Origin of the sequence: Fructobacillus tropaeoli (assembly GCF_016860625.1) — a bacterium.
Lineage (GTDB): Bacteria > Bacillota > Bacilli > Lactobacillales > Lactobacillaceae > Fructobacillus > Fructobacillus tropaeoli.
The window spans coordinates 108827-131092 of the sequence record NZ_BOJU01000005.1 but is presented as its reverse complement, the minus strand read 5'-3'; the positions used below and the strand labels follow the sequence as shown (position 1 = coordinate 131092).

General features: G+C 47.1%; 18 protein-coding genes and 1 other annotated feature. All 18 genes read right to left on the bottom strand.

Going from position 1 to position 22266, the window contains the following annotated elements:
- Positions 1-7 precede the first annotated feature (7 nt).
- Positions 8-1462 carry a DnaD domain protein gene (locus tag FT12353_RS07595; RefSeq protein ID WP_203619317.1) on the bottom strand — a complete coding sequence of 485 codons (1455 nt, stop codon included), beginning with the start codon at positions 1460-1462 and terminating at the stop codon, positions 8-10.
- Positions 1462-2064, bottom strand: a complete 603-nt coding sequence (coaE, locus tag FT12353_RS07590) for a dephospho-CoA kinase (protein WP_203619316.1) — start codon at positions 2062-2064, stop codon at positions 1462-1464. Before coaE ends, FT12353_RS07595 begins: the two co-directional genes overlap by 1 nt.
- Entirely contained in the window at positions 2061-2771 is a 711-nt protein-coding gene (locus FT12353_RS07585; protein WP_203619315.1) for a DUF975 family protein, read from the bottom strand. The genes coaE and FT12353_RS07585 overlap by 4 nt, the downstream gene beginning before the upstream one ends.
- Before the next feature lie 128 nt (positions 2772-2899).
- Positions 2900-3730 (bottom strand): DNA-formamidopyrimidine glycosylase, encoded by an 831-nt coding sequence (gene mutM / locus FT12353_RS07580; RefSeq protein ID WP_203619314.1) that lies wholly within the window; start codon positions 3728-3730, stop codon positions 2900-2902.
- Positions 3731-4036: 306 nt separating this feature from the next.
- Positions 4037-5407, bottom strand: a complete 1371-nt coding sequence (locus tag FT12353_RS07575) for a DEAD/DEAH box helicase (RefSeq protein ID WP_203619313.1) — start codon at positions 5405-5407, stop codon at positions 4037-4039.
- A gap of 142 nt (positions 5408-5549) precedes the next feature.
- The gene (gene obgE, locus FT12353_RS07570; protein WP_203619312.1) at positions 5550-6866 is read right to left on the bottom strand and encodes a GTPase ObgE; all 1317 of its coding nucleotides are present in this window, start codon (positions 6864-6866) and stop codon (positions 5550-5552) included.
- Between the two features lie 273 nt (positions 6867-7139).
- Positions 7140-8933, bottom strand: coding sequence for an excinuclease ABC subunit UvrC (gene uvrC, locus FT12353_RS07565; RefSeq protein WP_203619311.1), 1794 nt, complete (start codon positions 8931-8933; stop codon positions 7140-7142).
- Positions 8934-9039: 106 nt separating this feature from the next.
- Positions 9040-10659, bottom strand: coding sequence for a CTP synthase (gene pyrG, locus FT12353_RS07560; protein ID WP_059393611.1), 1620 nt, complete (start codon positions 10657-10659; stop codon positions 9040-9042).
- A 302-nt stretch (positions 10660-10961) separates the two neighbouring features.
- Positions 10962-12341 carry an amino acid permease gene (locus FT12353_RS07555; protein ID WP_203619310.1) on the bottom strand — a complete coding sequence of 460 codons (1380 nt, stop codon included), beginning with the start codon at positions 12339-12341 and terminating at the stop codon, positions 10962-10964.
- Positions 12342-12392: 51 nt separating this feature from the next.
- Positions 12393-12615 (bottom strand) — a binding site (T-box leader).
- An 84-nt stretch (positions 12616-12699) separates the two neighbouring features.
- Positions 12700-13716, bottom strand: a complete 1017-nt coding sequence (locus FT12353_RS07550) for a HoxN/HupN/NixA family nickel/cobalt transporter (RefSeq protein ID WP_203619309.1) — start codon at positions 13714-13716, stop codon at positions 12700-12702.
- Positions 13717-13753: 37 nt separating this feature from the next.
- On the bottom strand, positions 13754-14530 hold the full coding sequence (locus FT12353_RS07545; RefSeq protein ID WP_203619359.1) for an L-threonylcarbamoyladenylate synthase: 777 nt from the start codon (positions 14528-14530) through the stop codon (positions 13754-13756).
- Positions 14531-14700: 170 nt separating this feature from the next.
- Positions 14701-16005 (bottom strand): MFS transporter, encoded by a 1305-nt coding sequence (locus FT12353_RS07540; RefSeq protein WP_203619308.1) that lies wholly within the window; start codon positions 16003-16005, stop codon positions 14701-14703.
- Between the two features lie 10 nt (positions 16006-16015).
- Positions 16016-16600 (bottom strand): 3-isopropylmalate dehydratase small subunit, encoded by a 585-nt coding sequence (gene leuD, locus FT12353_RS07535; protein ID WP_203619307.1) that lies wholly within the window; start codon positions 16598-16600, stop codon positions 16016-16018.
- Between the two features lies 1 nt (position 16601).
- Positions 16602-17999, bottom strand: coding sequence for a 3-isopropylmalate dehydratase large subunit (gene leuC, locus FT12353_RS07530; RefSeq protein ID WP_203619306.1), 1398 nt, complete (start codon positions 17997-17999; stop codon positions 16602-16604).
- A complete protein-coding gene (gene leuB / locus FT12353_RS07525; RefSeq protein ID WP_203619305.1) occupies positions 17996-19060 on the bottom strand; it encodes a 3-isopropylmalate dehydrogenase in 1065 nt (354 codons plus the stop codon). The genes leuC and leuB overlap by 4 nt, the downstream gene beginning before the upstream one ends.
- Positions 19057-20226 (bottom strand): 2-isopropylmalate synthase, encoded by a 1170-nt coding sequence (locus FT12353_RS07520; protein ID WP_203619304.1) that lies wholly within the window; start codon positions 20224-20226, stop codon positions 19057-19059. Before FT12353_RS07520 ends, leuB begins: the two co-directional genes overlap by 4 nt.
- 295 nt (positions 20227-20521) lie before the next feature.
- On the bottom strand, positions 20522-20830 hold the full coding sequence (locus tag FT12353_RS07515; protein WP_203619303.1) for a metal-sulfur cluster assembly factor: 309 nt from the start codon (positions 20828-20830) through the stop codon (positions 20522-20524).
- 3 nt (positions 20831-20833) lie between these two features.
- A complete protein-coding gene (gene sufB, locus FT12353_RS07510; protein ID WP_203619302.1) occupies positions 20834-22264 on the bottom strand; it encodes a Fe-S cluster assembly protein SufB in 1431 nt (476 codons plus the stop codon).
- Positions 22265-22266: the final 2 nt, after the last annotated feature.

Below are 22266 nucleotides of genomic sequence, written 5' to 3'. Positions count from 1 at the left end.
ACAAACCTCAATTCTTAGTTTTGCGGTCCTTTAACAGCGCCATCATGGCGGCTGCATCATCACCCTGACTGGCCTGGTTGGTCAACTGGTCATTTTGAGCCATCTTCGGTTCAACCTTTTGACCGGATCGGTTATAACGGCCCTGGTAGCGACTTTGATTCGTGCTCGTGCGGGCCTTCTGCTGGTTTTGATGGTTCTTAATCGCAGCGACTGCTTTCGGTGCGGTATCAACCTGATTTTTCGCCCAATCATTGGCAATCGAATCGACCAAGTTCCGCTTCAAATCAGAATTATCCATATTCACCAAAACCTGGTAAATCAGGATATTAATCACTGGCACCGGCAAAATATTTTGTTGCACCAAATTGGTTAGTAACTGGCTCTCGGACTTTGTCACGTAACCATGATTATTTTCTTTAATTTGCCGTAGAAAGTCAATTGGGCTCAAGAGGTCAGCGGCCTGATAGAGGGATTGCAGAGCCCTTGATTGTTTTGACGTTCCTTGTTTAGGCTGACTCTGACTGTTTGACGCCTGAGCTGTTGGCTGACCTTGGCCGCCATTCATCTGCTGGCCAACTGAACCAACTGCTTGATTGCCCTGCTCTCGACCAACTGAAGCCGTTTCGCCTTGATTACCCCGGTTGGCTAACTTGGTCTTTTCAGCATTGTTTCCCCACTGATTTTGCAAGTAGGCCATAAAGGCGGGGCGGTTTAACCGATGGTCATCAAGGTTAATGCTGCGTGTAATGGCCGTTGCTAACTCGGCCTCGTTCAGCCCATAAAGGATCTGTTGGGTCATAATCAATTGCCGGTCGGGCGCTAAATTAGTGGCTGTTGTGCCATGGATAAGGGCGACCATCGCATCGTAGTCAAAGGTCTGCGCGCTAAAGTCCAAATCGTCCAGCGACCCTGGCCCTGCCAGTTCAACGCTTGGCTGGCGGCCGGCAACCGGATTATCAAAGAATTCCAAGAAGCTAGCCGAGAGGTTGACGACGTTGGCACCAGTGACTTGACCGGCCGGTTGACCCGCAAAGCGATCAGCCAAAACCTGAAAGCGGTCCTCACCGGCAAAGTAAAAGAGTAAGCCAGACAGCAGGTCTTCGTTAAAGAAGTCTTGTGCCGTCATTGGGGGCTGAATTTGATATGTATAGCCAACGAAGCCACCAGCTTCCTGGTAAAAGGTTTTCAACAACCCCACCGCCTCCAGCGCCTTACGAGCATGGACAAGGTCGGGCAATGACAGGGTTAATGTATCAAGCAGCAAATAGTGATCGGCCCATTTCTTCGTACCGGCCTGGCTCTCTTGAACCATGAAATGGTAGAGGGCATAAGCTTTGGCACCCAAAAAAGGCAAGTACAAGCTAAAAACCCGGTCCAAATCAGCAAGGCTAATCGGCGCCTGCAAGCTCAAATAGGCCGGCTCTTTCGCCTGAAATTCAATTGTCTGCTTGGAAACAGCCATTATTCTTCCTTCTTTAAATCAGCTAAATACTTTTCCACTTGCTGCTTTAGTTCTTCTTCACTGCCATTGTTATCAAAGACGACGTCTGCCATCTCGGCCTTCTTTTCGATTGAAATTTGGGCCTTAATTCGGCTTTGAGCCGCATATTCGTCTAAGTGATCACGGACCATTAATCGGTCAAGTTCGATCCGTGGGTTCGTAGCGACCACCAAAATTTGGTCGAGCCAGCCGGATTCATCGTACTTTTGTTCAAAAAGGAGTGGAATGGCAATAAAAATCACCTTTTCACCACGGTTTTTAAAAAAGTTGAGCTTGTCCTCAATCGCCGAATAGATGGCTGGACTCGTAATCGCTGTGAGTTCCTTTAATTTAGCTGGGTCTTTAAAGACCATTTGCCCAAGCTTTTTCCGGTTCAAAACTCCGTTTTCAACAATATCTAAACCAAAAACATCCTTAATTTTTTCAAGAGTAAAGGTCCCCGGTTCCACTACCTCGCGGGCAACCAGGTCGGCATCAATTACCCGGTAACCGGCAGCTGCCACAATCTTGGTGACCGCTGATTTTCCAGTAGCAATACTCCCTGTCAAACCGATGATTTTCATGCTGCCCCCTTCTGCAAAGCTTGTGCAAAGACTTGGCTTGAGTAGACAACTCGCGCCGTATTCAAGTATGGCGTCACGTAGATATAGGCTAAGCCAAAGGTCAAAAATCCGAGTAAGTGCCAGCCCAAAAAGGAAAGTTCAAGTTGGAAAAGTTCCATTTTTCGTCCAGACATTACCCGCCGAGAAATCGAAATATAGTCGGTCAAGGATTTCTGCTGGCGACCAAACAGGCTATCCATCTTAAAGGCATAGTAAGTCTGTGAGTAGGAAAAGGCCTTAACGAAGCCTGGAATCACCAGTGCCGACCATAAGAAGAGCAGGATGTTTTGTACAAAAGCCAGCATAAAGGTCGCAAAGAACCGCCCAAAGCGAAAAGCCTGAATGCTTTGGCGCCATGTGACCTTAGCCTTTGGTTCCTGAAATTGATCCACAATGGCCCACTTGGCAGACCAAGAGAAGACCAGAGCAATCGTACTGGCAACCGTTTGGCTAAAGTAAGCACTTCGTTGGTTGAAGTATACCAGCTGACCCGTTTGGTGATAGTTCAATAACACTAGATAGGTCGTTGTCAGTACCAAAGCGGTTTGAAAAAGATTAAATAAAATGACAATCCAGTTAGCCTTGATGGCAGCAACAAAGTTCTTCTGTATGTGTTTTCTCGCGGTCAGCTTAACACGATTGCGCGAGATTGGTGTGATTTCTGTCATGAGTTCCTTTCGCGAAAAGGCACAATTACCTTCTGCTGGGTTTTTAAAGATAAATAAAATGAAATAGCGGTTAATAGCACTGATTTTTCATGGTCTAATTACAGCCACCAGACAAGCCGAGGTCTCACTTACTTTTGTACCTGGCATTTTGGACAGTAAGTGGTGCCACGCTGGGCGACTTTGATTTTGACGAGGGTCGTGCCACAGCGCCGGCAAGGCTCCCCTGCCCGACCATAGACATCGAGTTCGTTTTGGAATTGACCAACCTCACCAAAAACATTGGAAAAGGAGTGGACGGTCGTCCCATGATGGACCGTCGCCCGGTTAATCTCTTGAATAATGTTTTGGCGCAGGTTGGCGACCTCTTCCGCCGATAAATGGTCCGTTAAGGTCTCCGGGTGGACCTTGGTCTGCCAAAGCACCTCATCCGTATAGATATTACCAAGGCCAGCCACATTCGACTGGTCAAGCAAAAACGGCTTAATCTTTCGGTGGGACTTGGCTAAAATTGATGTCAAATAGGTGATATCTAAATCAGCTTCGGTGGGTTCCGGCCCCATTTTCGCTAAACCAGAAACCTCTTGGTATTCTTTACCAGTTGGCACCAGCTGCATCCGACCGAAGCGGCGGGTGTCATTGTACATTAGGTCGCGGTCGTCATCTAAAGTAAAGATAACCTCCGTGTGCTTATGCGGGGTCGCTCCCACAGGCTCAACCGAGTACTGGCCCTCCATCCGTAGGTGGGAAACCAATGTTTTCTGATTTGAAAGCCGAAAAAGCAAAAACTTGCCCCGCCGGTCAATTTTATCGATAGTTGCCCCGGCTAAGTTCGTCTGAAAATCGGTTAAATCAGAAACGATTGCTTTTGGATAAGGAACAGCCACACTGTTAATTTTTGCCCCCTGTACCAGGGCGGTCAGCCCGCGGCGGACAGTTTCAACTTCAGGTAATTCTGGCATTTGGGTCAATAACCCCCTTCATATCAACGTTTTCAATATTTGTGGCTTAGTTTTTGGCTAACTTTTTGGTTAACTTTTGGCCTAACCTTGACGATTACTGGTTAAATCAACAAATTTCATTAATATTTTCAAGAAATATTATAACAAAAAATAGCCAGGCACGATTGCCCGACTATCTTTTGGATAATCTGTCAATAAGTTCATATTGTTTTCATTATAGCACAGCGATAATGGCCACCGATTCGGCTTGCTGTCATCAGACAACTACCAGTTGGCCGCACTTGAAAAAACGGCATCCCAATTAGATTACTTCGAATCCTGAGGTCGGCTAGCCCACTTTGGCTTACCTTTATCCTTCTTCTTCCGTGCTTGGTGCTTTTTCTTCGCCTTAGCGGCTTCCTTGGAAGTCAGTTCGCGTTTCTCTTCGGACTGCTTTTGGCGGTTCTTCTTATCGGCTTTGCGGTTTTTGCCATCCTGAGGGTTGGTAGGCCGCTTCTTTTCAGCACGTGGCTGCTTTTCTTCGGCCAAATCAGCACCATCATCTGTCACTGTCGCCATCGCCTTTTGCAACTTCTTAGCTTCCTGTTGCTTTTCATCGGCTGCGGCCCAGTCAAACTTTTCCAGGCTGATTTCCTCTGGCAAGTACTGCTTCAACTTGCGAATATCGTGGTCGTTACCAAGGTTCAGCACTTGGCCGGAAAGACCCGCTCGTCCTGTTCGACCAGTTCGGTGAAGGTAGGTCGTCAAGTTATTCGGAATTTGCGCGTTGACCACTAATGGCAAGCCCTGGATATCAAGACCACGGGCAGCTACATCGGTTGCCAGCAACAAGTCGAGCTTGCCCTTCTTAAACGATTGGAGGGCATCGGCCCGCTTTAAGTGCGACTTTTCGTTGTTCCCAACGGACATGACGGAAGCATGTTCGTGGCGCAAGGCTGCTTGTGCGGCAACCAAGGCCCCAATGGTGTTAAAGAAGACCAAGGCTTGCTGGTGTCGACGAGCTAATTCAATCAAAACCTTGTGGTTTGCCTTGGCATCAACGTGCAAGTAGGTATGGTCAATCGTTTTTGGTGCCTGATTTTCCACGGAAACCGGCTTCACAGAGTGGCCAAAAAGTTCCTTGACCCAGGCCAAGTCGACACCCGAGGTAGCTGAAAAAAGCGCGACTTGGTCCAATTGAGGAAGTGCATCCGCTAAAGCGTTTAAGTCTTCCTGATGTTCCTCGTTCAAGGTGGCATCGGCCTCATCGACAATTAACGTTTTCAGGTGCTTGGTTTTCAGCGCCCCACCATCAATCATCGTTAAGATTCGGCCAAGAGTCCCGACCACGATGGCCGGCTTCTCCTTCTTTAACTTATCAGCCTGGCGCTTACCGTTGGCCCCACCAATTAAGGCGGCGACCTTGACACCAACCTCGCTCGCATATGGGCGAATAACCTGGGCCAATTGTGCCCCTAATTCCTGTGAAGGTGCTAAAATCAGAACCTGACTCTGCTTGGCCGTCAAATCAATCCGTGACAACACCGGCAAAGCAAAGGCTAGCGTCTTCCCAGAACCAGTCGGTGCCAGGCCGAAGACCGATTCACCGGCAGTCATTCGGTCAAAAAGGGCCTTCTGAATCGGCGTTTCTTCTTGAAATTGTTCATGAAATAAATTGGCAAGTTCCGGTAAAATCATTCTTTATTTTCCTATTCTTGGTGACGATTTTTTCGGCGGCAATCCACCCGTCGTTAAAATTCACCTCTATTATAACAAAAGCCCGCCTTACGATTTTTGTAGGTGGGCTTTTTCGACTGAAAGGTAGCCAATGGTTTTTGGCTTATTCAGAATATTCAAAGACAAAGTTTGTATTATTAATTCGAACATCGTCGCCGTCTTCGGCGCCAGCTTCGCGTAACTTATCATCAACACCCATATGGCGGAGTTGACGGGCAAAACGCATAATCGTTGCTTCACGTTGCATATTCGTCATGGCGGCAAGTTTTTCGACTTCCGGTCCAGAAATCAACCAGCAAGAAAGTTCATCATCCCAATCAACGGAAACGACAGGCGTTTGCTTCTTGTACTGGTAAATTTTCTCTTCCGTTGTTTCTTCTTCCTGTTGGTAAGCCGTTGGTACTGGCGCTTGATCCAACAAGTCGGCCGTCTTGCGCAAAAGCGAATCAACGCCATCGTGAGTGACAGCTGAAATCGAAACAATTTCAGGCATTTTGGCCAAACCAGAATCTGCTTGAACCTGTTCTTGGAACTTCGCAAACAATTCCTTTGAGTCAGGCATGTCCATCTTAGTAGCAACCACGATTTGTGGTCGCTCCAAAATCGTTGGATCATATTCCTTCAATTCAGTCAAAATCTTCTTGTACTGAACATAGGGATCCTGTCCTTCAATGCCAGACATATCAACCAAGTGCAAGATGACGCGAGTCCGTTCAACGTGACGCAAGAACTGGAATCCCAATCCAACACCTTGTGAAGCCCCTTCAATCAACCCTGGCAAATCAGCCATGACAAAGTCACGGTTATCGCCCAAGCGGACCATCCCGATGTTCGGGTCAATCGTTGTAAAGTGGTAAGCCGCAATCTTTGGCTTCGCATTTGAAACCACTGACAACAAAGTTGACTTTCCAGCAGATGGGAAACCAACCAAACCAACATCAGCCAAAACTCGCAGTTCCAACTTAATTTGTCGAGTTTGACCTGGCTCACCGTTTTCAGATAATTCAGGAGCTGGGTTAGCTGGTGTAGCAAAACGAATATTACCACGACCACCACGACCACCACGAGCAACCAATAATGTCTGATCAGGGCGCACTAAATCACCCAATACCTCACCGGTATCAGCATCGGTCACGATAGTCCCTTGGGGAACTTTAATCACGCGGTCGTCTGCAGACGCACCGGTCATCCCCTTGGTCCCACCATTGCCTCCAGACTGGGCCTTAAAGTGACGATTATAACGGAAATCCATCAAAGTTCGTAGTCCTTCATCCACCTTCAAGATGATGGAACCACCATGGCCACCGTCCCCACCGAAGGGACCACCCATGGCCACAAACTTTTCATGACGGAAGGAAACGATTCCATCGCCACCCTTACCTGCTTTTAGCTCAACTTGTGCTTGATCAACAAATGCCATTTGTATTCGCGCGCAATGCGCTACTCCTTTTTTAATCCAATGAATCTAGACAGTTAAGTGTATCACAGAAAGTTCTCTTTGCCTACACTTCTGCCCAGAAGACGTCAAATCAGGACAAAAATGACCTGATTCTTCACCATAGCAAAAATTTTGACGTCACCCATCAATTGTGTCAACACTACCAATATACTGCAAACCGGGGGTAAAACGCCAATGGTTGCCTGCATCATATAAAACCATTCTAATATGACTAGCTAATTAAACTGATTTTCCTTAAGACTTTTGCTCCGACAGTGACCAATGGACTAGCTGAGCAACCTTGGACGACAATCCCAAAGCTTCAAGCTCTTCGATGCTGGCCGCTTCAATCTTGGTGATGGAACCAAAGTTGGTCAACAGCTTTTGCCTGGTTTTTGGACCAACACCCGCAATCGCATCCAGACGCGAAGACAAAGATTTTTTCGACCGTGACTGGCGGTGGAAAGTAATGGCAAAGCGGTGAACCTCATCTTGAATTCGTTGAACCAAGAAGAAGCCCTGCGACTGGTGGTCTAAGCGCACGACCTCTTCGGTCTTACCGTTAATCAAATCAGCTGTCTTGTGCTTATCGTTTTTAACCATGGCCGCAATCGGTACATCAAGGCCCAGCTCATCTTCCAAAACTTCCTTGGCCGCATGAAGCTGAATGATGCCCCCATCCATTAAAATCAGGTCCGGCATCTCAGCCCCTTCTTTCAGAAGGCGGGAATAACGTCGCCGAATAACTTCTTGCGTTTCTAGCCACTCATCGGCATGATCAGTCGACTTAATCTTATACTTCCGGTACATATCCTTGTTTGGCCGACCGTCTTCAAAGACCACCATCGCCGACACAATCTCTTCCCCTTGGGTATGAGAATGATCAAAGGCTTCAATTCGGTGGCCCATTGAAATCCCAAGGGCATCGGTAATTTCCTTCATGGCCCCCGAAGTCTTTTGCTCATTCAGTTCCATCAGGCGGAACTTTTCATCCAGGGCAATCTTGGCGTTCTTTTCCGCCAAGTCGAGCAGGTCCTTCTTTTCACCGCGGACAGGCGTGCGCACCGGAATATCCAAAGCAGCAGCTAGCAAATCATGGTCAACACCCTTTGGCACCAAAATTTCCTTGGGCTTTTGGATGTTCTTTTGTAGGTAGAATTGCTGGATAAAGGTCGTAAATTCATCAATCCCATCACCAACAACGGCAAAGGTCTGCTTACTCTGGCGAATCAAGCGGGCCTGCCGAACAAACATCACGGAAACCGTAATCCATCCCTTATCTAGGTAAAAGTTAAAGATATCGCGTGGCGTTGAATCATTCGACAATATTCGCTGGCTTTCAACTGTTTCATCAATATACTTCAGTTGGTCACGTAAATCAGCTGCTCGCTCAAACTCCAAATTTTCAGCAGCCTGACCCATTTGCTTTTCAATTTGGCGTTTCACGACTTTGGTATCACCGGACAAAAAGCGCTTAATTCGGTCAACCTGAGCCGTATATTCCGCCTTGGGAACATCCCGAAAACAAGCACCCAAACACTGGCCCATCGAATAATAGAGGCAAGGACGACCTTGGCGACCCTTGCACCGCCTTAGTGGGTAATTCTTTTCCAAGAAATGGAGCGTTTCCTGGGCAGCATACACGTTAGGATAAGGACCAAAGTAAAAGGCACCATCCTTCTTAACCTCTGAAACCAAGGCCATTCGTGGATCAGTTTCGCGGGTAATCTTGATGTATGGATAGCCCGTTCCATACTTCAAGCGAATGTTGTAATAGGGCTTATACTTCTTAATTAACTCATTTTCCAACAAGAAGGCTTCTTTATCGGAATTGGTCACGATAAAGTCAAAGTCAACAATGTTGGCAACCAGTTCGGCCGTCTTGCCAGTATGGTCCTGCTTAAAATATGACCGCACCCGGTTCTTCAAGTTTTTGGCCTTACCAACATAAATAATTTTGCCCAAACGGTCCTTCATTTGATAAGAACCTGGTTCATCTGGTAAGAGGAGCAGTTTTTGTTCAAGGTGTTTTGAGATATTGGCTAACATAACTTTATTATACCCCCACGACTTCTATGTACGAAAAGGCCGCCAAATAATATGGCGACCTTTTTGTCTTCAAAACAAAGCATTCATTAAAAAATCAGCTTGGTGCTTACTTTTCATTATAGGCCACAGCTGCAGTGATAAAGCTGTTGTACAAACCTTCTGGCTTGTTTGGCCGTGAAATAAATTCTGGGTGGTATTGAGCAGCAATAAAGAAGTCGTTCTTTGGATATTCGATGACTTCCATCAACTTGTTATCAGGTGATGTTGCTGAGAAGACCATACCAGCCTTTTCAAATTCGTCCCGGTACTTGATGTTAAATTCGTAGCGGTGACGGTGACGTTCGTCAACTTCGGACTTGTTACCATAAGCAGCAGCAGTCTTTGTGCCTTCCAACAGGCAAGTTGGGTAGAAGCCAAGACGTTGTGTCCCACCCAAGTCAGTCACTTGGTTCTGGTCATCCATCAAGGCGATGATTGGGTGCGTTGTTTCAGGGTTCAACTCAATTGAGTTGGCATCCTCATAACCCAAGACATCACGGGCAAATTCAACAGAGGCCAATTGCATCCCCAAGCAGACACCCAAGAATGGAATGTTGTTTTCACGGGCATAACGAATTGCCTGAATCTTACCTTCTGTTCCACGAGGACCGAAGCCACCAGGAACCATGATGCCATCCATATCCTTCAACAAGGAAGCAACGTTTTCTTCCGTCACTGTTTCAGAGTTAATGTGGGCAATTTCAACATCAGTGTCTTGTGAGTAACCACCGTGCTTCAACGCCTCGTTCACTGAGATATAAGCATCCTGCAAATCAGTATACTTACCAACAACGGCAACATGGATCGTCTTCTTTGGATGCTCGATGGCATCAACCATGGCCTTCCATTCCGTCATGTCGGCTTCTGGCACATCCAACTTCAACTTATCCACAACCACTTGGTCCATCTTTTGTGCTTGCAAGTTCAAAGGGATTTCGTACAAAGTGTCCACATCGCGTGATTCAATAACGGCTTGTGGGTTAACATCCGTAAAGGTTGCCAACTTTGTCTTCATTTCATCTGTCAATGGGTGTTGTGTCCGCAAAACCAACATGTCTGGTTGGATACCCAATGAACGCAACTGTGAAACAGAGTGTTGTGTTGGCTTTGTCTTTGCCTCACCGGCTGCTTGTAAGTAAACAATCAATGATGTGTGCAAGTAGAAGACGTTTTCGTTACCAAAGTCTGATTTCATCTGACGCAAGGCTTCGATAAATGGCAATGATTCGATATCACCAACCGTTCCACCAACTTCGACGATAACAACATCGGCATCAGTTGATTCACCAGCCTTCACAATCTTGTCCTTGATGGCATTTGTGATATGTGGGATAACCTGGACAGTTGCACCATGGTAGTCACCCTTACGTTCCTTGGCCAAAACTTCTGAATAAATCCGACCAGTCGTCACGTTTGAGTACATGTTCGTGTTGATGTCCATGAAACGCTCGTAGTGGCCCATGTCCAAATCAGTTTCAAGACCATCGCCCGTTACATACGTTTCCCCGTGTTGGTATGGAGACATGGTACCTGGGTCAACGTTGATGTAAGGATCCAACTTCTGAATTGCCATCTTCAAGCCGCGGTTTTTCAACAAACGACCCAAAGAAGCTGCTACGATTCCCTTTCCAAGGGAGGAAACGACCCCACCGGTGACGAAAATATACTTGGTTTGCTTTTTTGCCATAATGCCTCCTATGTTTTGCCTGACACACTGAATTTTGCTATGGTTTTAGCCGAAATTCATTAAATAAAATAGAAAGGCTCCCAAGCAGTAGCTTGGGAGCCATAAAAGATTTTCACATTAAATGTGAGCCCTAATATATATTACAGACTGCCCCCCTGAATGTCAACACTAGATAAAATAATTATCTATACCAAACAATTTCAGTATGAAAGGTGGCAGACAGCCAATTACTGGCAACCATCATCTCGGTTAAAACGCTTCCAATTAAGCAACCAAGACGACTTTGTCAGTGAAGCTGATTTTTACTTCACTTCTTGCTGGTTACGGTGCGTCCAGAAGTACAAGAGCCCCATAAAGAACAAGAAACCAAAGCCAATGGCCAATGGTACCCGAGTCGTTGGGTTAATCACCATGAAGACCAAAGTAATTAATAGGAAGAAAATTGCAAAGTAGTTCGACCATGGTGACAAGGCCAACATGAATGGGTGGCCCTTCATCAGGTCTGGGTTTTCCTTGCGGAACTTAATTTGAGAAATCAAGATGACAAACCATGGCACCATTCCTGGCAAGGTTGAAGCCGAGTAAACCAAGACGAAGATGTTTTCGGACCCCTTCCAAAAAAGTGGTAAGACGGCGTTTAAGACGATTCCCAGTAAAATTCCAATCGACATGGCCATCACGGAAACATCTGGCACGCGGTTCTTTGACAACTTCAAGAAGACTGGTGGCAATTCCTTTTGCTGTGCCAATGTGTACAACATCCGTGATGATGAGAACAGGCCAGAATTCAAGGCCGATGCGGCAGCCGTCAACATCACGAAGTTGATGATTCCGGCAGCAGCCGTAATTCCAACTTTGGCGAAAGTTTCAACGAATGGTGAACCGACTGTGTCTAATTTATCCCAAGGATAAATCGTCACAATCACAAAAATTGCCCCAACGTAGAAAATCAGGATTCGCGCAACAATCGACTTAATCGACTTCACAATGGCTTCTTGCGGGTGGGCCGCTTCACCGGCCGTAATCCCGATGATTTCGATAGCTTGGTAAGAAGTGACCACGATTGACAAGGCAAACATGAATCCCTTGAAGCCGTGGGCAAAGAATGGTCCGTGTGACCAAAGGTTTGAGAAACCAATGGCATGGCCATGATTCCCAAAGCCAAAGACAATCATCAACAGTCCTAAGATAATCATAAAGACAATCGTCAAAACTTTAATGATTGAGAACCATGCTTCCAATCGACCGTAGGCTTTCACCGTTACCAAGTTCGTTAACGTCAACAGGATTAAGACAATCACGCCCGTTACCCAGGTTGGCACACCTGGCCACCAGTAGTGCATGTAATCGCCGACGGCGATTGTTTCCGAAATTCCAACCGTCAACCACTGGAAGACATTCGCCCACACGGTTAGGTAACCGGCAACCGGATGAATATACTTCGTTGCATAGTTGGCAAATGATCCAACAATTGGCTTCACGTAGAGCATCTCACCCAACGCCCGCATGACAATATATAAGACCAACCCAGCCAATAGGTAGGCTAGCAAGACGGACGTTCCCGTCCACTTGATGGTCGATGATGACCCCAAGAAGAGTCCAACACCAATTGTGCCACCAAGGGCAATCATTTCCATCTGGAACGATGACAATGACCGCTTTAATTCTTTTCCATTTTCCATCTGTTTCTCCTCCACGCGGCTGGCCAAACAAAAAAAGCGTCCCTAGAAATCTCTAGGGACGCTTTGTTGCGTGGTACCACCCGTGTTTTGCCTAAGTAAAAAGACCTAGACAACACTCTTTTGCCAAGATAACGGCTGACAACCGGGCTTCATTTCACGCATTACTCAAAGGCCACTACTGAGGGAGTTTTCACCGGCTTCGCCCGTCACTTTCACCAACCGTGACGTCTCTAGCAGACTTGTACCGATTACTCGTCCTCATGAATGTGATAATTGTAAGCGCATCTGAAAAAAATTGCAAGTACTTTTATCAAAGACAATCGGGCGACGGCCATTGGTGCGCTGATTTTTCAAAAGATTATGATTCGACCTGATCATATTTCGACAGGTTCATGAGCTTCCAAATCAGCAAAGCAACTGCCCAGGCAACAACGAAAATCACCACCAAAATAATGCCTAATTCGTTGAAATCTAGGGCACCCGCCCACTTGGTCAAGAAGTTGTCCCAGCGGAACATGGCTGACATTGATTGAATCAAGTCGACGACACCGATAAAGCCGGCAGCAATAATCGAGATACTTGTCAAAATCAGGTTAAAGTAGACCTTTCGGTAAGAAGTTGAAATAATCCAATTGTAGGTTGTTGACATGAAGAAGCCGTCCAGCGTATCCATCAAGCACATTCCCGCGGTAAAGAACAGCGGTACAGATAAGATGGCGTACCAAGGGACACCGGCAGTCGTTGCCGTCGCCGATGTGGCCAAGACCGCCACCTGCGTTGCCGTATCAAAGCCCAAACCAAACAAGAAACCAACAATGGCCACTTGCCAGTTGTGGTTCACTAGGTTCAACATCTTCATGAACAAGCGGTAAATCCGTGATTCAGCGGCTAATTGCTCGTTATCGGGATCCAAAGCCGCCTTCTTCATTTGTCGGAAATTTTTCCAAATACCACGCAGGATAAAGGTATTAAAGCAGGCCAACATTAACAACATCACAGCGGCAATCATGGTCCCAAACATCCCACCAACGGACTCCAAGATTGGCAAGGAATGATCGGCCCATTCAACAAAAAGTACCGTCAATAGGGTCAACAACACCACGACCAAAGAATGCCCGAAGGAGAAGGAAAACCCAACCCCTCTCGTATTCTTGTGATCATTTAACATTTTCCGGGTCATATTGTCGATAGCGACAATGTGATCAACATCAAAGGCGTGGCGCAGGCCAAAGGTAAACGAAATGCCGGCCATCCCGAGTAACTGGGGATACTTGCTCATCCCCGTGCTCAAAAACACGATGCCCAGAGCCAAGATACCCAAAATAAAGGCTCCATAACGGCTAATGTCGAACTTCCAACTGTGACTGTCTGCCATAAATACTGCTCCTCTTTTCTACTTCCCAAAAGCTACTTCAGTAATAAAAACCATGGCGATAATCAAAACTCATAAAAATCTGTGCCATGTTGGCCATAATTTTGTCGATATCAAGTCCTTTCCGAATCACGATTGGGCATGGCTGGATGCCCACCTGATTGTTTTGTTCTGGAATCAAATGTCCATTTTCGTCAACCATCGAAACCATTACCCCCTGCTCGTAGCGGGTGTCGATGTTCTTATCCGGTTGAATTGAAGCCACGTAATCATCGGCCTCAATCACCAAATCAGTGGCTTCTTCGATTCGTTCACCAATACCAGTAACCAAGCCCCGGTTTCCCTGTCCTGATGGGTTGGCAGAGCTAGCAAAGGCAAATTGGTGATTCTTTTCCCACAATTCCTTGGCAATTTGTTCACTTGGTCGGCCAAATTTGATGACAAAGCAACTCGTCTGGCGTTGATCCATCATCAATTCTTGGCAACCATCATCTGGTAATTGGGCCATCCCCGTTTTCTTCCAAGGCAAGATGCAGCCTAGCAAGATGTCTTGGTCCCAATGCTTTTGGTACAGGTCTCTGATTTCCGGTGTCATTTCGGCCAATTCTTCCAACTCGGCCATGGAACCACACAAAACAACGCCGGGCTTATTGCGCTTACGGTTTTTGGCGGAAAACTTCCGTTCCAAGCCTGCCTTATCCGTAGTCATAATGATGTAACCAACCTTGGTTGGGCTGACAATCATCCCCTTGCCCGCCTGCAAAATGGTCATGGCCTCTTCTTGGACATGCCCGTTCCAGTGCACTTGCTTCGTCATCGTCTTTGTCATCGTTTCAGTCATTTTCTTCTCCTCTTTTTGAACTAACGCTCGCTGTCAAACGCTTATTGTGGCGTCGACTTTTTTGCGATTGCTGATTTTACCTGCAAAAATTCCTTGGATGCCAGCCGGCATCCCCCTCGTTTCGATTGCTACATTTACTTGGTTGCTTACTCGATGGCCACTTTTTTCGTTTCCGGTCCAAAGATGGCCACGATCACCGCCGCAATCAATGCAACCGCTGCGATAAACCAAAAGATAACGCTGGCCTTCAAATAAGCCAGGGCAAAAGCTACCACATAAGGCGTAAAGACCGTTAAAATCTTGGCCACAGCGTTGGCAATTCCGGCACCCCGAAAACGAAAAGTCGTTGGAAAAAGCTCAGCAACGTAAACACTGACAATCGAAGACATCAAGACATAAATGGCCAGCACTAAGATAAAGCCGACAACCATCACAGCTTCTGCCTGACGTTGGTTGGCATAAATCAGTCCCCAAACCGCTGTAAAAATAAAGGTCGTGATGATGACTTTTTTCCGACCCAGCCAATCGACCAAGCTAGCACCGAGCAAAGCACCAAATGGGGCGCCAACCATCATCACGGCCGAGAAAACCAACGAGTGGGCTACTGCAACTCCCTGCTTAACCAACAGGGTTGGCATCCAGGAAGTAAAGGTGTACTGGACCAAATTAATGGCACTGACCGCAACAATCGCTACCAACAAACCTCGCTTAATACTGGTTGCTTGCTTTGCCGGTTCTTCTACCGTGCTTTGTTCGCTGCGGTCTGTCAGGCCATCACGGTCCTGATTTAACCGATCAATAATGACCGCCGCTTCCTGATAGCGGTGCTTAGAGATTAACCACCGTGGTGATTCTGGAAAACCACGACGGACAATCCAGAGTAATAGAGATAACCCACCAACGATGACAAACATCATCCGCCAGCTGTAATGTGGAATCACGTAAGCTGACAACAACAGGGTCAGTGGAGCGGCTGAATTGGCAATCACTGATACCAAACCGGACCATTTTCCTCGACTAGCAATCGGTGCAAATTCGTTGACCAGTGAAAAGCCCGTTACGATTTCAGCACCCAAACCAATGGCGGCCAGAAAACGCAAGACAATCAAGGTCCAAATATTTGGTGCCAAGGCACCCAAGAGGGTCATTGACCCAAAGAGTAGCAAGTTACTTTGATAAGCAATTCGGCGTCCAAAGTGGTCACCGATGTAGCCAGCTAACAGGGAACCAAAGAAGAGGCCCATAAAACCAGCGGAGAGAAACATCGAACCCTGTGCCAGGGTTGCAAAGTGATTTTTCAACAAAACGGAGTTAACGGCACTCACTAGGTAGACATCAGCCGCATCCAAGATCATCCCAGCAGCGACTAAAGTAAACACCTTATAAAACAACGGGCTAGCGCTACTAGTGTTCATTCGACTTTCTAATTGACTAACGCTTACTTGATCCATGTCTGCCCCCTCACACCAGCGCCTGACGCTGGTCTTCGTATGCCTGGATTTGGTCGGCATACTTCATGGTCAAATCGATATCATCTTCACCCTTCAAGAACTTTTCCTTCCACTGGGGATTGATATCAAAATGGAAGTGACGGTCGGCCATGGCAACATCTTGGTTGACAAGGTCGATGGTGATGGCTTCATCCGCAGCAACCGTCATCAAGATATCACGGTCTGCCTTTGGCAACACAATCGGCAAGAGGCCATTTTTCGTTGCGTTCATATAAAAAATATCGGAAAAACTACCAGCAATCACGGCCCGGAAGCCAAAATCAGTCAAGGCCCAGACAGCGTGTTCTCGCGAGGAACCACTGCCAAAGTTATCGCCGGTAATTAAAATCGAAACGCCCTGATGGTCTTTTTGGTTTAAAACAAAGTCCGGATTCTTTTGGCCATCAGCAAGGTACCGCCAATCCCAGAAAAGGTACTTGCCAAAGCCCGTCTTTAAAATATTTTTCAAAAATTGCTTGGGTAAAATCAAATCAGTATTGACACTATTGGCATCAATAACGGCTGCCCGTCCCACTTCTTTCACGAATGACTGCATCTTAGACCCCCATTGCCGCTTCGGCTGTATCATGAATCTTGGTAATGTCCACAAAGTGACCGGCAATACCTGCGGCTGCCACCATTGCTGGTGAAGCAAGGTGCGTCTTGGAACCCTTCCCTTGTCGACCAACAAAGTTCCGATTCGAAGTTGAAGCAGCATGCTTGCCGGCTGGAATTTTATCCTCATTCATTGCCAGGCAAGCTGAACAGCCAGGTTCGCGCCACTGGCAGCCAGCATCCAAAAAGATTTGCGCCAGACCATCTTTCATTGCCCGATTGCGAATTGCCCGGCTGCCTGGCACAATCCAGGCCGTGATGTTTGCTGCCAGATGCTTGCCTTTCATGATCTTGGCAGCCTCCACCAAATCTTCATACCGCGAATTTGTGCAAGAACCAATGAAAATATAATCGAGTGGAATTTCCTCGGCAGCCATCCCCGGATGTAAGCCGATATAGTCATAGGCCGCCTGGTCATCTGAATTCGAAATAGCCGGCGTCTTTTCGTCAACGGCCATGGCCATTCCTGGATTAGTTCCCCAGGTCACCATTGGTTTCAAATCACTAACGTCAAATTCAATCAAACGGTCAAAGGCTGCTTCATCATCCGTTTTCAGTTGTGACCAAACTTCCTTGGCCTTTTCCATGTCCTTTGGCGCCCGCTTACGGCCTGCCACATAATCAAAGGTGGTTTGGTCTGGTTGGACCATCCCGGTCTTCGAACCAGCCTCAATACACATATTACAAATCGTCATCCGTTCTGGCATGGACAAATTTTCAATTGTTTCACCAAAGAATTCGATTGCATACCCAGTCCCAAAGGAAACCCCGTACTTGGCAATCAAAGCCATAATCAAATCCTTGGCATAGGTATTGGCGGGTAAGTGCCCGGTAACCTTAATGCCCATTGTTTTTGGTTTGACTTGCCAAATTGTCTGAGTAGCCATCACATGTTCGACTTCCGAGGTACCAATGCCAAAGGCAATGGCACCAAAAGCGCCATGGGTCGCGGTATGAGAATCACCACAAACAATGACCTTGCCAGGTTGAGTCAATCCCAATTCTGGGCCAACAACGTGGACAATCCCCTGATTTTCATCCCCAACGGAAGCCAACTCCACCCCAAAGTCCTGACAGTTCTTTTCCAGGGTGGCCATCTGCAACCGTGACATTTCGTCTTGTACGCTCTCAAGGTTCTTGGTGGGCACATTGTGGTCCATCGTTGCAAAGGTTAAATCAGGACGACGCAAGCGCCGGTTACTGGTCCGAAGCCCGTCAAAGGGTTGCGGTGACGTCACCTCATGCACGAGGTGCAAATCGACGTAGAGCAACTGTGGCTGCCCTGGTTCACCAGCGATAACGTGTTGGTTCCAAATCTGATCAAAAAGTGTTTGACTCATGAGAAGACCCCCTCTTGCATCGCATTCATGACCTGTTCCGTCACCTCTTTGGTAGTCAGTGTCCCACCCATATCAGGTGTTACCTGTCCCCGTCGGATGGTTAGCTCAACCGCTTCATCGATTTGCTTGGCTAATTTGTCCTGGTGGAAACTTTGGGACAACATCAACGAAACCGTTTTAATCATCGAAATGGGGTTGGCGATCCCCTGACCAGCAATATCGGGAGCCGAACCATGAATTGGTTCGTACATTTTCGGACCGGTTGCACCAGCAGAAAGCGATGGAATTTGACCAATCGTGCCAGTAATTTGAGCAGCCTCATCACTTAAAATATCACCGAACAAATTCGGGATAATCAATACATCAAACTGAGTCGGATCCGCGACAATGGCCATCGCAGTGGCATCAACATAGCGGTAATCGACCGTCACTTCGGGGTAGCGTTGCGCCACCGCTTGGCCAACTTCCCGCCAAAGCTTCGAGGTGGCCAGCACATTGGACTTATCAACAATCGTCACGTGCTGACGACGGCTTTGCGCTAAGTCAAAACCGTAAACCATGACGCGCTCAATTTCGGAACGGCTATAGTACATCGTGTCAATTGCCTGATCAAATGTTTTTGACCGTGGTTCACCAAAGTAAGCACCAGAGGTTAACTCGCGCACAATCACGAAATCTGTTCCGCGCACAATCTCACCCTTCAAAGGTGATTGGTCAATTTGTGAATCGGCAACAACCGTTGGCCGGACGTTGGCAAAGAGTCCTAATTCAGACCGCAGTGCCAACAAGCCATCTTCCGGCCTTTTTGGACAGGCGTTCCACCTTGGCCCACCAATGGCACTCAACAAAATGGCATCGGCGCGCTTGGCTTGGTTAATCGTGTTATTCGGCAATGGTTCGCCGACCTGATCAATTGCCTGACCACCAAAGGGCAAAAATTCTGTTTCATAAGTAAAATCAGTTCCCTGTGTCACAGCGGCCAAGACATCCAAGCCGGCCGCCATAATTTCTGGCCCAATACCATCGCCTTCGAAGACAACAATCTTTTGACGATCCATCATTTTGCCACCACCCCTTCTGCTAACTCCTGTTCAGCTAAGGCAATCAACTGGTCATCGGAAACAATGCTAACTTTTTCCGCTAGCGTCTTAAAAGCTGGGAAAAGATGGGCAATGTTTTCAATCGGCATCTCATAACCCAACTCTTTCAACTTGGCTGAAACAGCATGCGATCCTGATAACTTGCCCAATGGCATGGAAGCACTGGCACCAACCATGGCTGGTGACAAGATTTCGTAGGTCGCTGGGTTTTTCAAGTACCCATCCTGGTGAATGCCCGATTCATGGGCAAAGGCATTTCGACCAACAATCGCCTTGTTCGCCGCAATCTTGACCTTCGAATAGTTTTCAACTTGGTGGGCGATTTTAGTGGCTTGCTGCAAGTTCAAGGCAATAGTTTGCTGGCAGTGGTCACGGCGAACCTGCAATGTGACGGCCGCTTCAATCAAGTCAACGTTGCCGGCTCGTTCACCAATCCCATTGATGGTTCCTTGAATTTCTGTTGCGCCATGGGCGACTCCTGCCAAGGCATTGGCATTGGCCAAGCCCAAATCGTTGTGCGTATGGGTTGACCAAGTCACCTGGTCAAAGGCTTGGATATGGTCATGAAGGTAGTCAAATAATTCACCATATTCTTCGGGCAAATCATAACCAACGGTATCGGGGATATTGATGGTCGTGGCCCCAGCGGCAATGGCGGCGTCAATGCTTGCAACCAAATAATCCGGTTCCGTCCGAGTGGCATCTTCTGGTGAAAAGATAACCTTGTCGACGCGACTCTTGGTGTAGGCAACGTCCTCTTGGATCTTTTCAATAATTTCTGCCTTGGTCATCTTCAACTTGGTTTCGCGATGAATTGGCGAAGTCGCAATAAAGACATGAATGACTTGGTGCTTGGCCTTGTTGGTGGCTGCAATCGCAGCGTCAATATCCTTTTTCACCATCCGAGCTAGGCCTACCACTTCTGCCTCTTGAACCGCCTCACTAACGGCCTCAACTGCTTCGAAATCTTCCGCGGAAGCTGCCGGAAAACCGGCTTCAATCGCATCAACGCCAAAATTTTCAAGGCTTTTAGCTAAAGCGACCTTTTCGTCGATGGAGAAATTAACACCAATTGTTTGTTCGCCATCACGTAATGTTGTGTCATAGAATCTAATCTGGTTTTTCATACTCTTCCCTCACTTTGTGAATAAAAAAACGGGCTAATCAAAATGACTAGTCCGCAAAGAGAAAAAGATGAATTGCCTTGGCTAGCCATTAGGATGTTCCCCCTAACAGCCAGCTAAAAACCTTGGCTCGTTAGGGGTTGCCCAACAAGCCAAGCAAGTTTGCGCTGTGCATGGTCTTAACAATCATTACGCCTTGGTTCTTCATGATTTTTCTCCTCCCTTAGATTCGTTATAATCATGATAATACCTTGCTCATGAGATGTCAATTAAAATATTAAGTTTTTATCATTATTTTCTAACTTAGGCCTAACATGGCCTTGGCATATGGTGACATCCTTTCAACCGACCAAGCCGGTTCCCAACGATATTCAATCTTAACTTCCTCGACACCATCAATAATTTTCAAGGCATCGGCGACCATTTCTTCTAGAGTGCCCATAATTGGACATCCAATCACGGTTAAGGTCATATTGACTAAGCACAACCCCTGGTCATTTAAATCAATTTCATTAATAAAGCCCAAATTAACGACATCCACACGAAAGTCCGGGTCAATCACCTGACTCAAGGCCAACATGATTTCTTCTTTTTTTCCTGCATCCATTTTTTAACCTACCGATCCACTCATTTCAAATTTCATCAAGCGGTTCAATTCAACCGCATATTCCATCGGCAGTTCTTTCGTAAATGGTTCCACAAAGCCCATGACAATCATTTCGGTTGCCTTTTCGGCCGAAATTCCCCGGCTCATCAGATAATAAAGTTGGTCTTCAGAAACCTTGGAAACCTTTGCCTCATGTTCCATCGAGACATTCCCGTTCAAAACAGTATTATAAGGAATGGTATCCGCTGATGATTGGTCATCAACCAAGATGGTGTCACATTCAACGTGAGCAAAAGAGCCGGCCGAATCGCGACCGAACTTCACTGTTCCCCGGTAATCAGTTGATCCACCATCATGGGCAATGGATTTGGACACAATCGAAGAGGACGTATTGGGTGCATTATGAATCATCTTGGCACCAGAATCTAAGTTCACACCCTCACCGGCAACAGCAATCGAGAGCATGGTGCCTCTGGCCCCCTGGCCATTCAAATAAACCGAAGGATATTTCATCGTTGTCTTTGAGCCAAAGTTCCCATCGACCCATTCCATTGTGGCGTTTTCCTCAGCCGCTGACCGCTTCGTTTCCAGTGAATAAACGTTATTCGACCAGTTTTGAATGGTTGTGTAGCGGCAATAGCCGTCCTTTTTTACAATCACTTCCACCACAGCCGCATGCAGGGAATCTTCCGAATAAGTTGGTGCGGAGCAACCCTCGACATAGTCAACATGAGCACCTTCATCGACAATAATCAACGTGCGTTCAAACTGTCCTTCCTTTTCCGTGTTAATTCGGAAATAAGACTGGATGGGTGTCGTGACATGAACGCCCTTCGGTACATAGATAAAGGTTCCCCCGGACCACACAGCTGAGTTCAAAGCAGCTAATTTATTATTGGTGGGCTTCACTAATGAACCCAAATATTCTCGAACTAATTCCGGATATTCCTGCACAGCCGTGTCAGTGTCCGTGAAAACAATCCCCGTCTTCTCGAACTCCTCTTTCATCCGGTGGTAAACCACTTCGGACTCATACTGGGCAGACGAGCCGGCCAGCCATTTCCGTTCGGCCTCTGGAACACCCAACCGCTCAAACGTATCCTTTAATTCTTGGGGGACATCGTCCCAATCCCGATATTTCCCGTTGGTTGGCTTGTTATAGTAATAGATTTCGTCAAAATTCAGCTCGGAGAGGTCTGGACCCCAGTCCTGCATTGGCATCGTCAAATAGGCCTGGTAAGACTGAAGGCGAAAATCAAGCATCCAATCGGGCTCATTTTTCTTAGCCGAAATTTTACGAATAATCTCTTCATTTAGTCCCTGCCCGGTCGAATAGACTGCCTGGTAGTCATCATGAAATCCATGAGCATACTCTTCATCGGCCCCGATGGCTGCCCGCGTTCGCTGCAGGTCTTCTTGTCGATCGATTTCCATTC

What these genes read in the sequence shown, in the direction of transcription:
- FT12353_RS07515 (WP_203619303.1), bottom strand. Translation starts at nt 20,830, where the DNA reads ATGGATGCAGGAAAAAAAGAAGAAATCATGTTGGCCTTGAGTCAGGTG.
- pyrG (WP_059393611.1), bottom strand. Translation starts at nt 10,659, where the DNA reads ATGGCAAAAAAGCAAACCAAGTATATTTTCGTCACCGGTGGGGTCGTT.
- leuC (WP_203619306.1), bottom strand. Translation starts at nt 17,999, where the DNA reads ATGAGTCAAACACTTTTTGATCAGATTTGGAACCAACACGTTATCGCT.
- uvrC (WP_203619311.1), bottom strand. Translation starts at nt 8,933, where the DNA reads ATGTTAGCCAATATCTCAAAACACCTTGAACAAAAACTGCTCCTCTTA.
- obgE (WP_203619312.1), bottom strand. Translation starts at nt 6,866, where the DNA reads ATGGCATTTGTTGATCAAGCACAAGTTGAGCTAAAAGCAGGTAAGGGT.
- FT12353_RS07555 (WP_203619310.1), bottom strand. Translation starts at nt 12,341, where the DNA reads ATGGAAAATGGAAAAGAATTAAAGCGGTCATTGTCATCGTTCCAGATG.
- FT12353_RS07520 (WP_203619304.1), bottom strand. Translation starts at nt 20,226, where the DNA reads ATGAAAAACCAGATTAGATTCTATGACACAACATTACGTGATGGCGAA.
- FT12353_RS07550 (WP_203619309.1), bottom strand. Translation starts at nt 13,716, where the DNA reads ATGGCAGACAGTCACAGTTGGAAGTTCGACATTAGCCGTTATGGAGCC.
- FT12353_RS07545 (WP_203619359.1), bottom strand. Translation starts at nt 14,530, where the DNA reads ATGACGAAGCAAGTGCACTGGAACGGGCATGTCCAAGAAGAGGCCATG.
- sufB (WP_203619302.1), bottom strand. Translation starts at nt 22,264, where the DNA reads ATGGAAATCGATCGACAAGAAGACCTGCAGCGAACGCGGGCAGCCATC.
- leuD (WP_203619307.1), bottom strand. Translation starts at nt 16,600, where the DNA reads ATGCAGTCATTCGTGAAAGAAGTGGGACGGGCAGCCGTTATTGATGCC.
- FT12353_RS07585 (WP_203619315.1), bottom strand. Translation starts at nt 2,771, where the DNA reads ATGACAGAAATCACACCAATCTCGCGCAATCGTGTTAAGCTGACCGCG.
- coaE (WP_203619316.1), bottom strand. Translation starts at nt 2,064, where the DNA reads ATGAAAATCATCGGTTTGACAGGGAGTATTGCTACTGGAAAATCAGCG.
- FT12353_RS07575 (WP_203619313.1), bottom strand. Translation starts at nt 5,407, where the DNA reads ATGATTTTACCGGAACTTGCCAATTTATTTCATGAACAATTTCAAGAA.
- FT12353_RS07540 (WP_203619308.1), bottom strand. Translation starts at nt 16,005, where the DNA reads ATGGATCAAGTAAGCGTTAGTCAATTAGAAAGTCGAATGAACACTAGT.
- leuB (WP_203619305.1), bottom strand. Translation starts at nt 19,060, where the DNA reads ATGATGGATCGTCAAAAGATTGTTGTCTTCGAAGGCGATGGTATTGGG.
- mutM (WP_203619314.1), bottom strand. Translation starts at nt 3,730, where the DNA reads ATGCCAGAATTACCTGAAGTTGAAACTGTCCGCCGCGGGCTGACCGCC.
- FT12353_RS07595 (WP_203619317.1), bottom strand. Translation starts at nt 1,462, where the DNA reads ATGGCTGTTTCCAAGCAGACAATTGAATTTCAGGCGAAAGAGCCGGCC.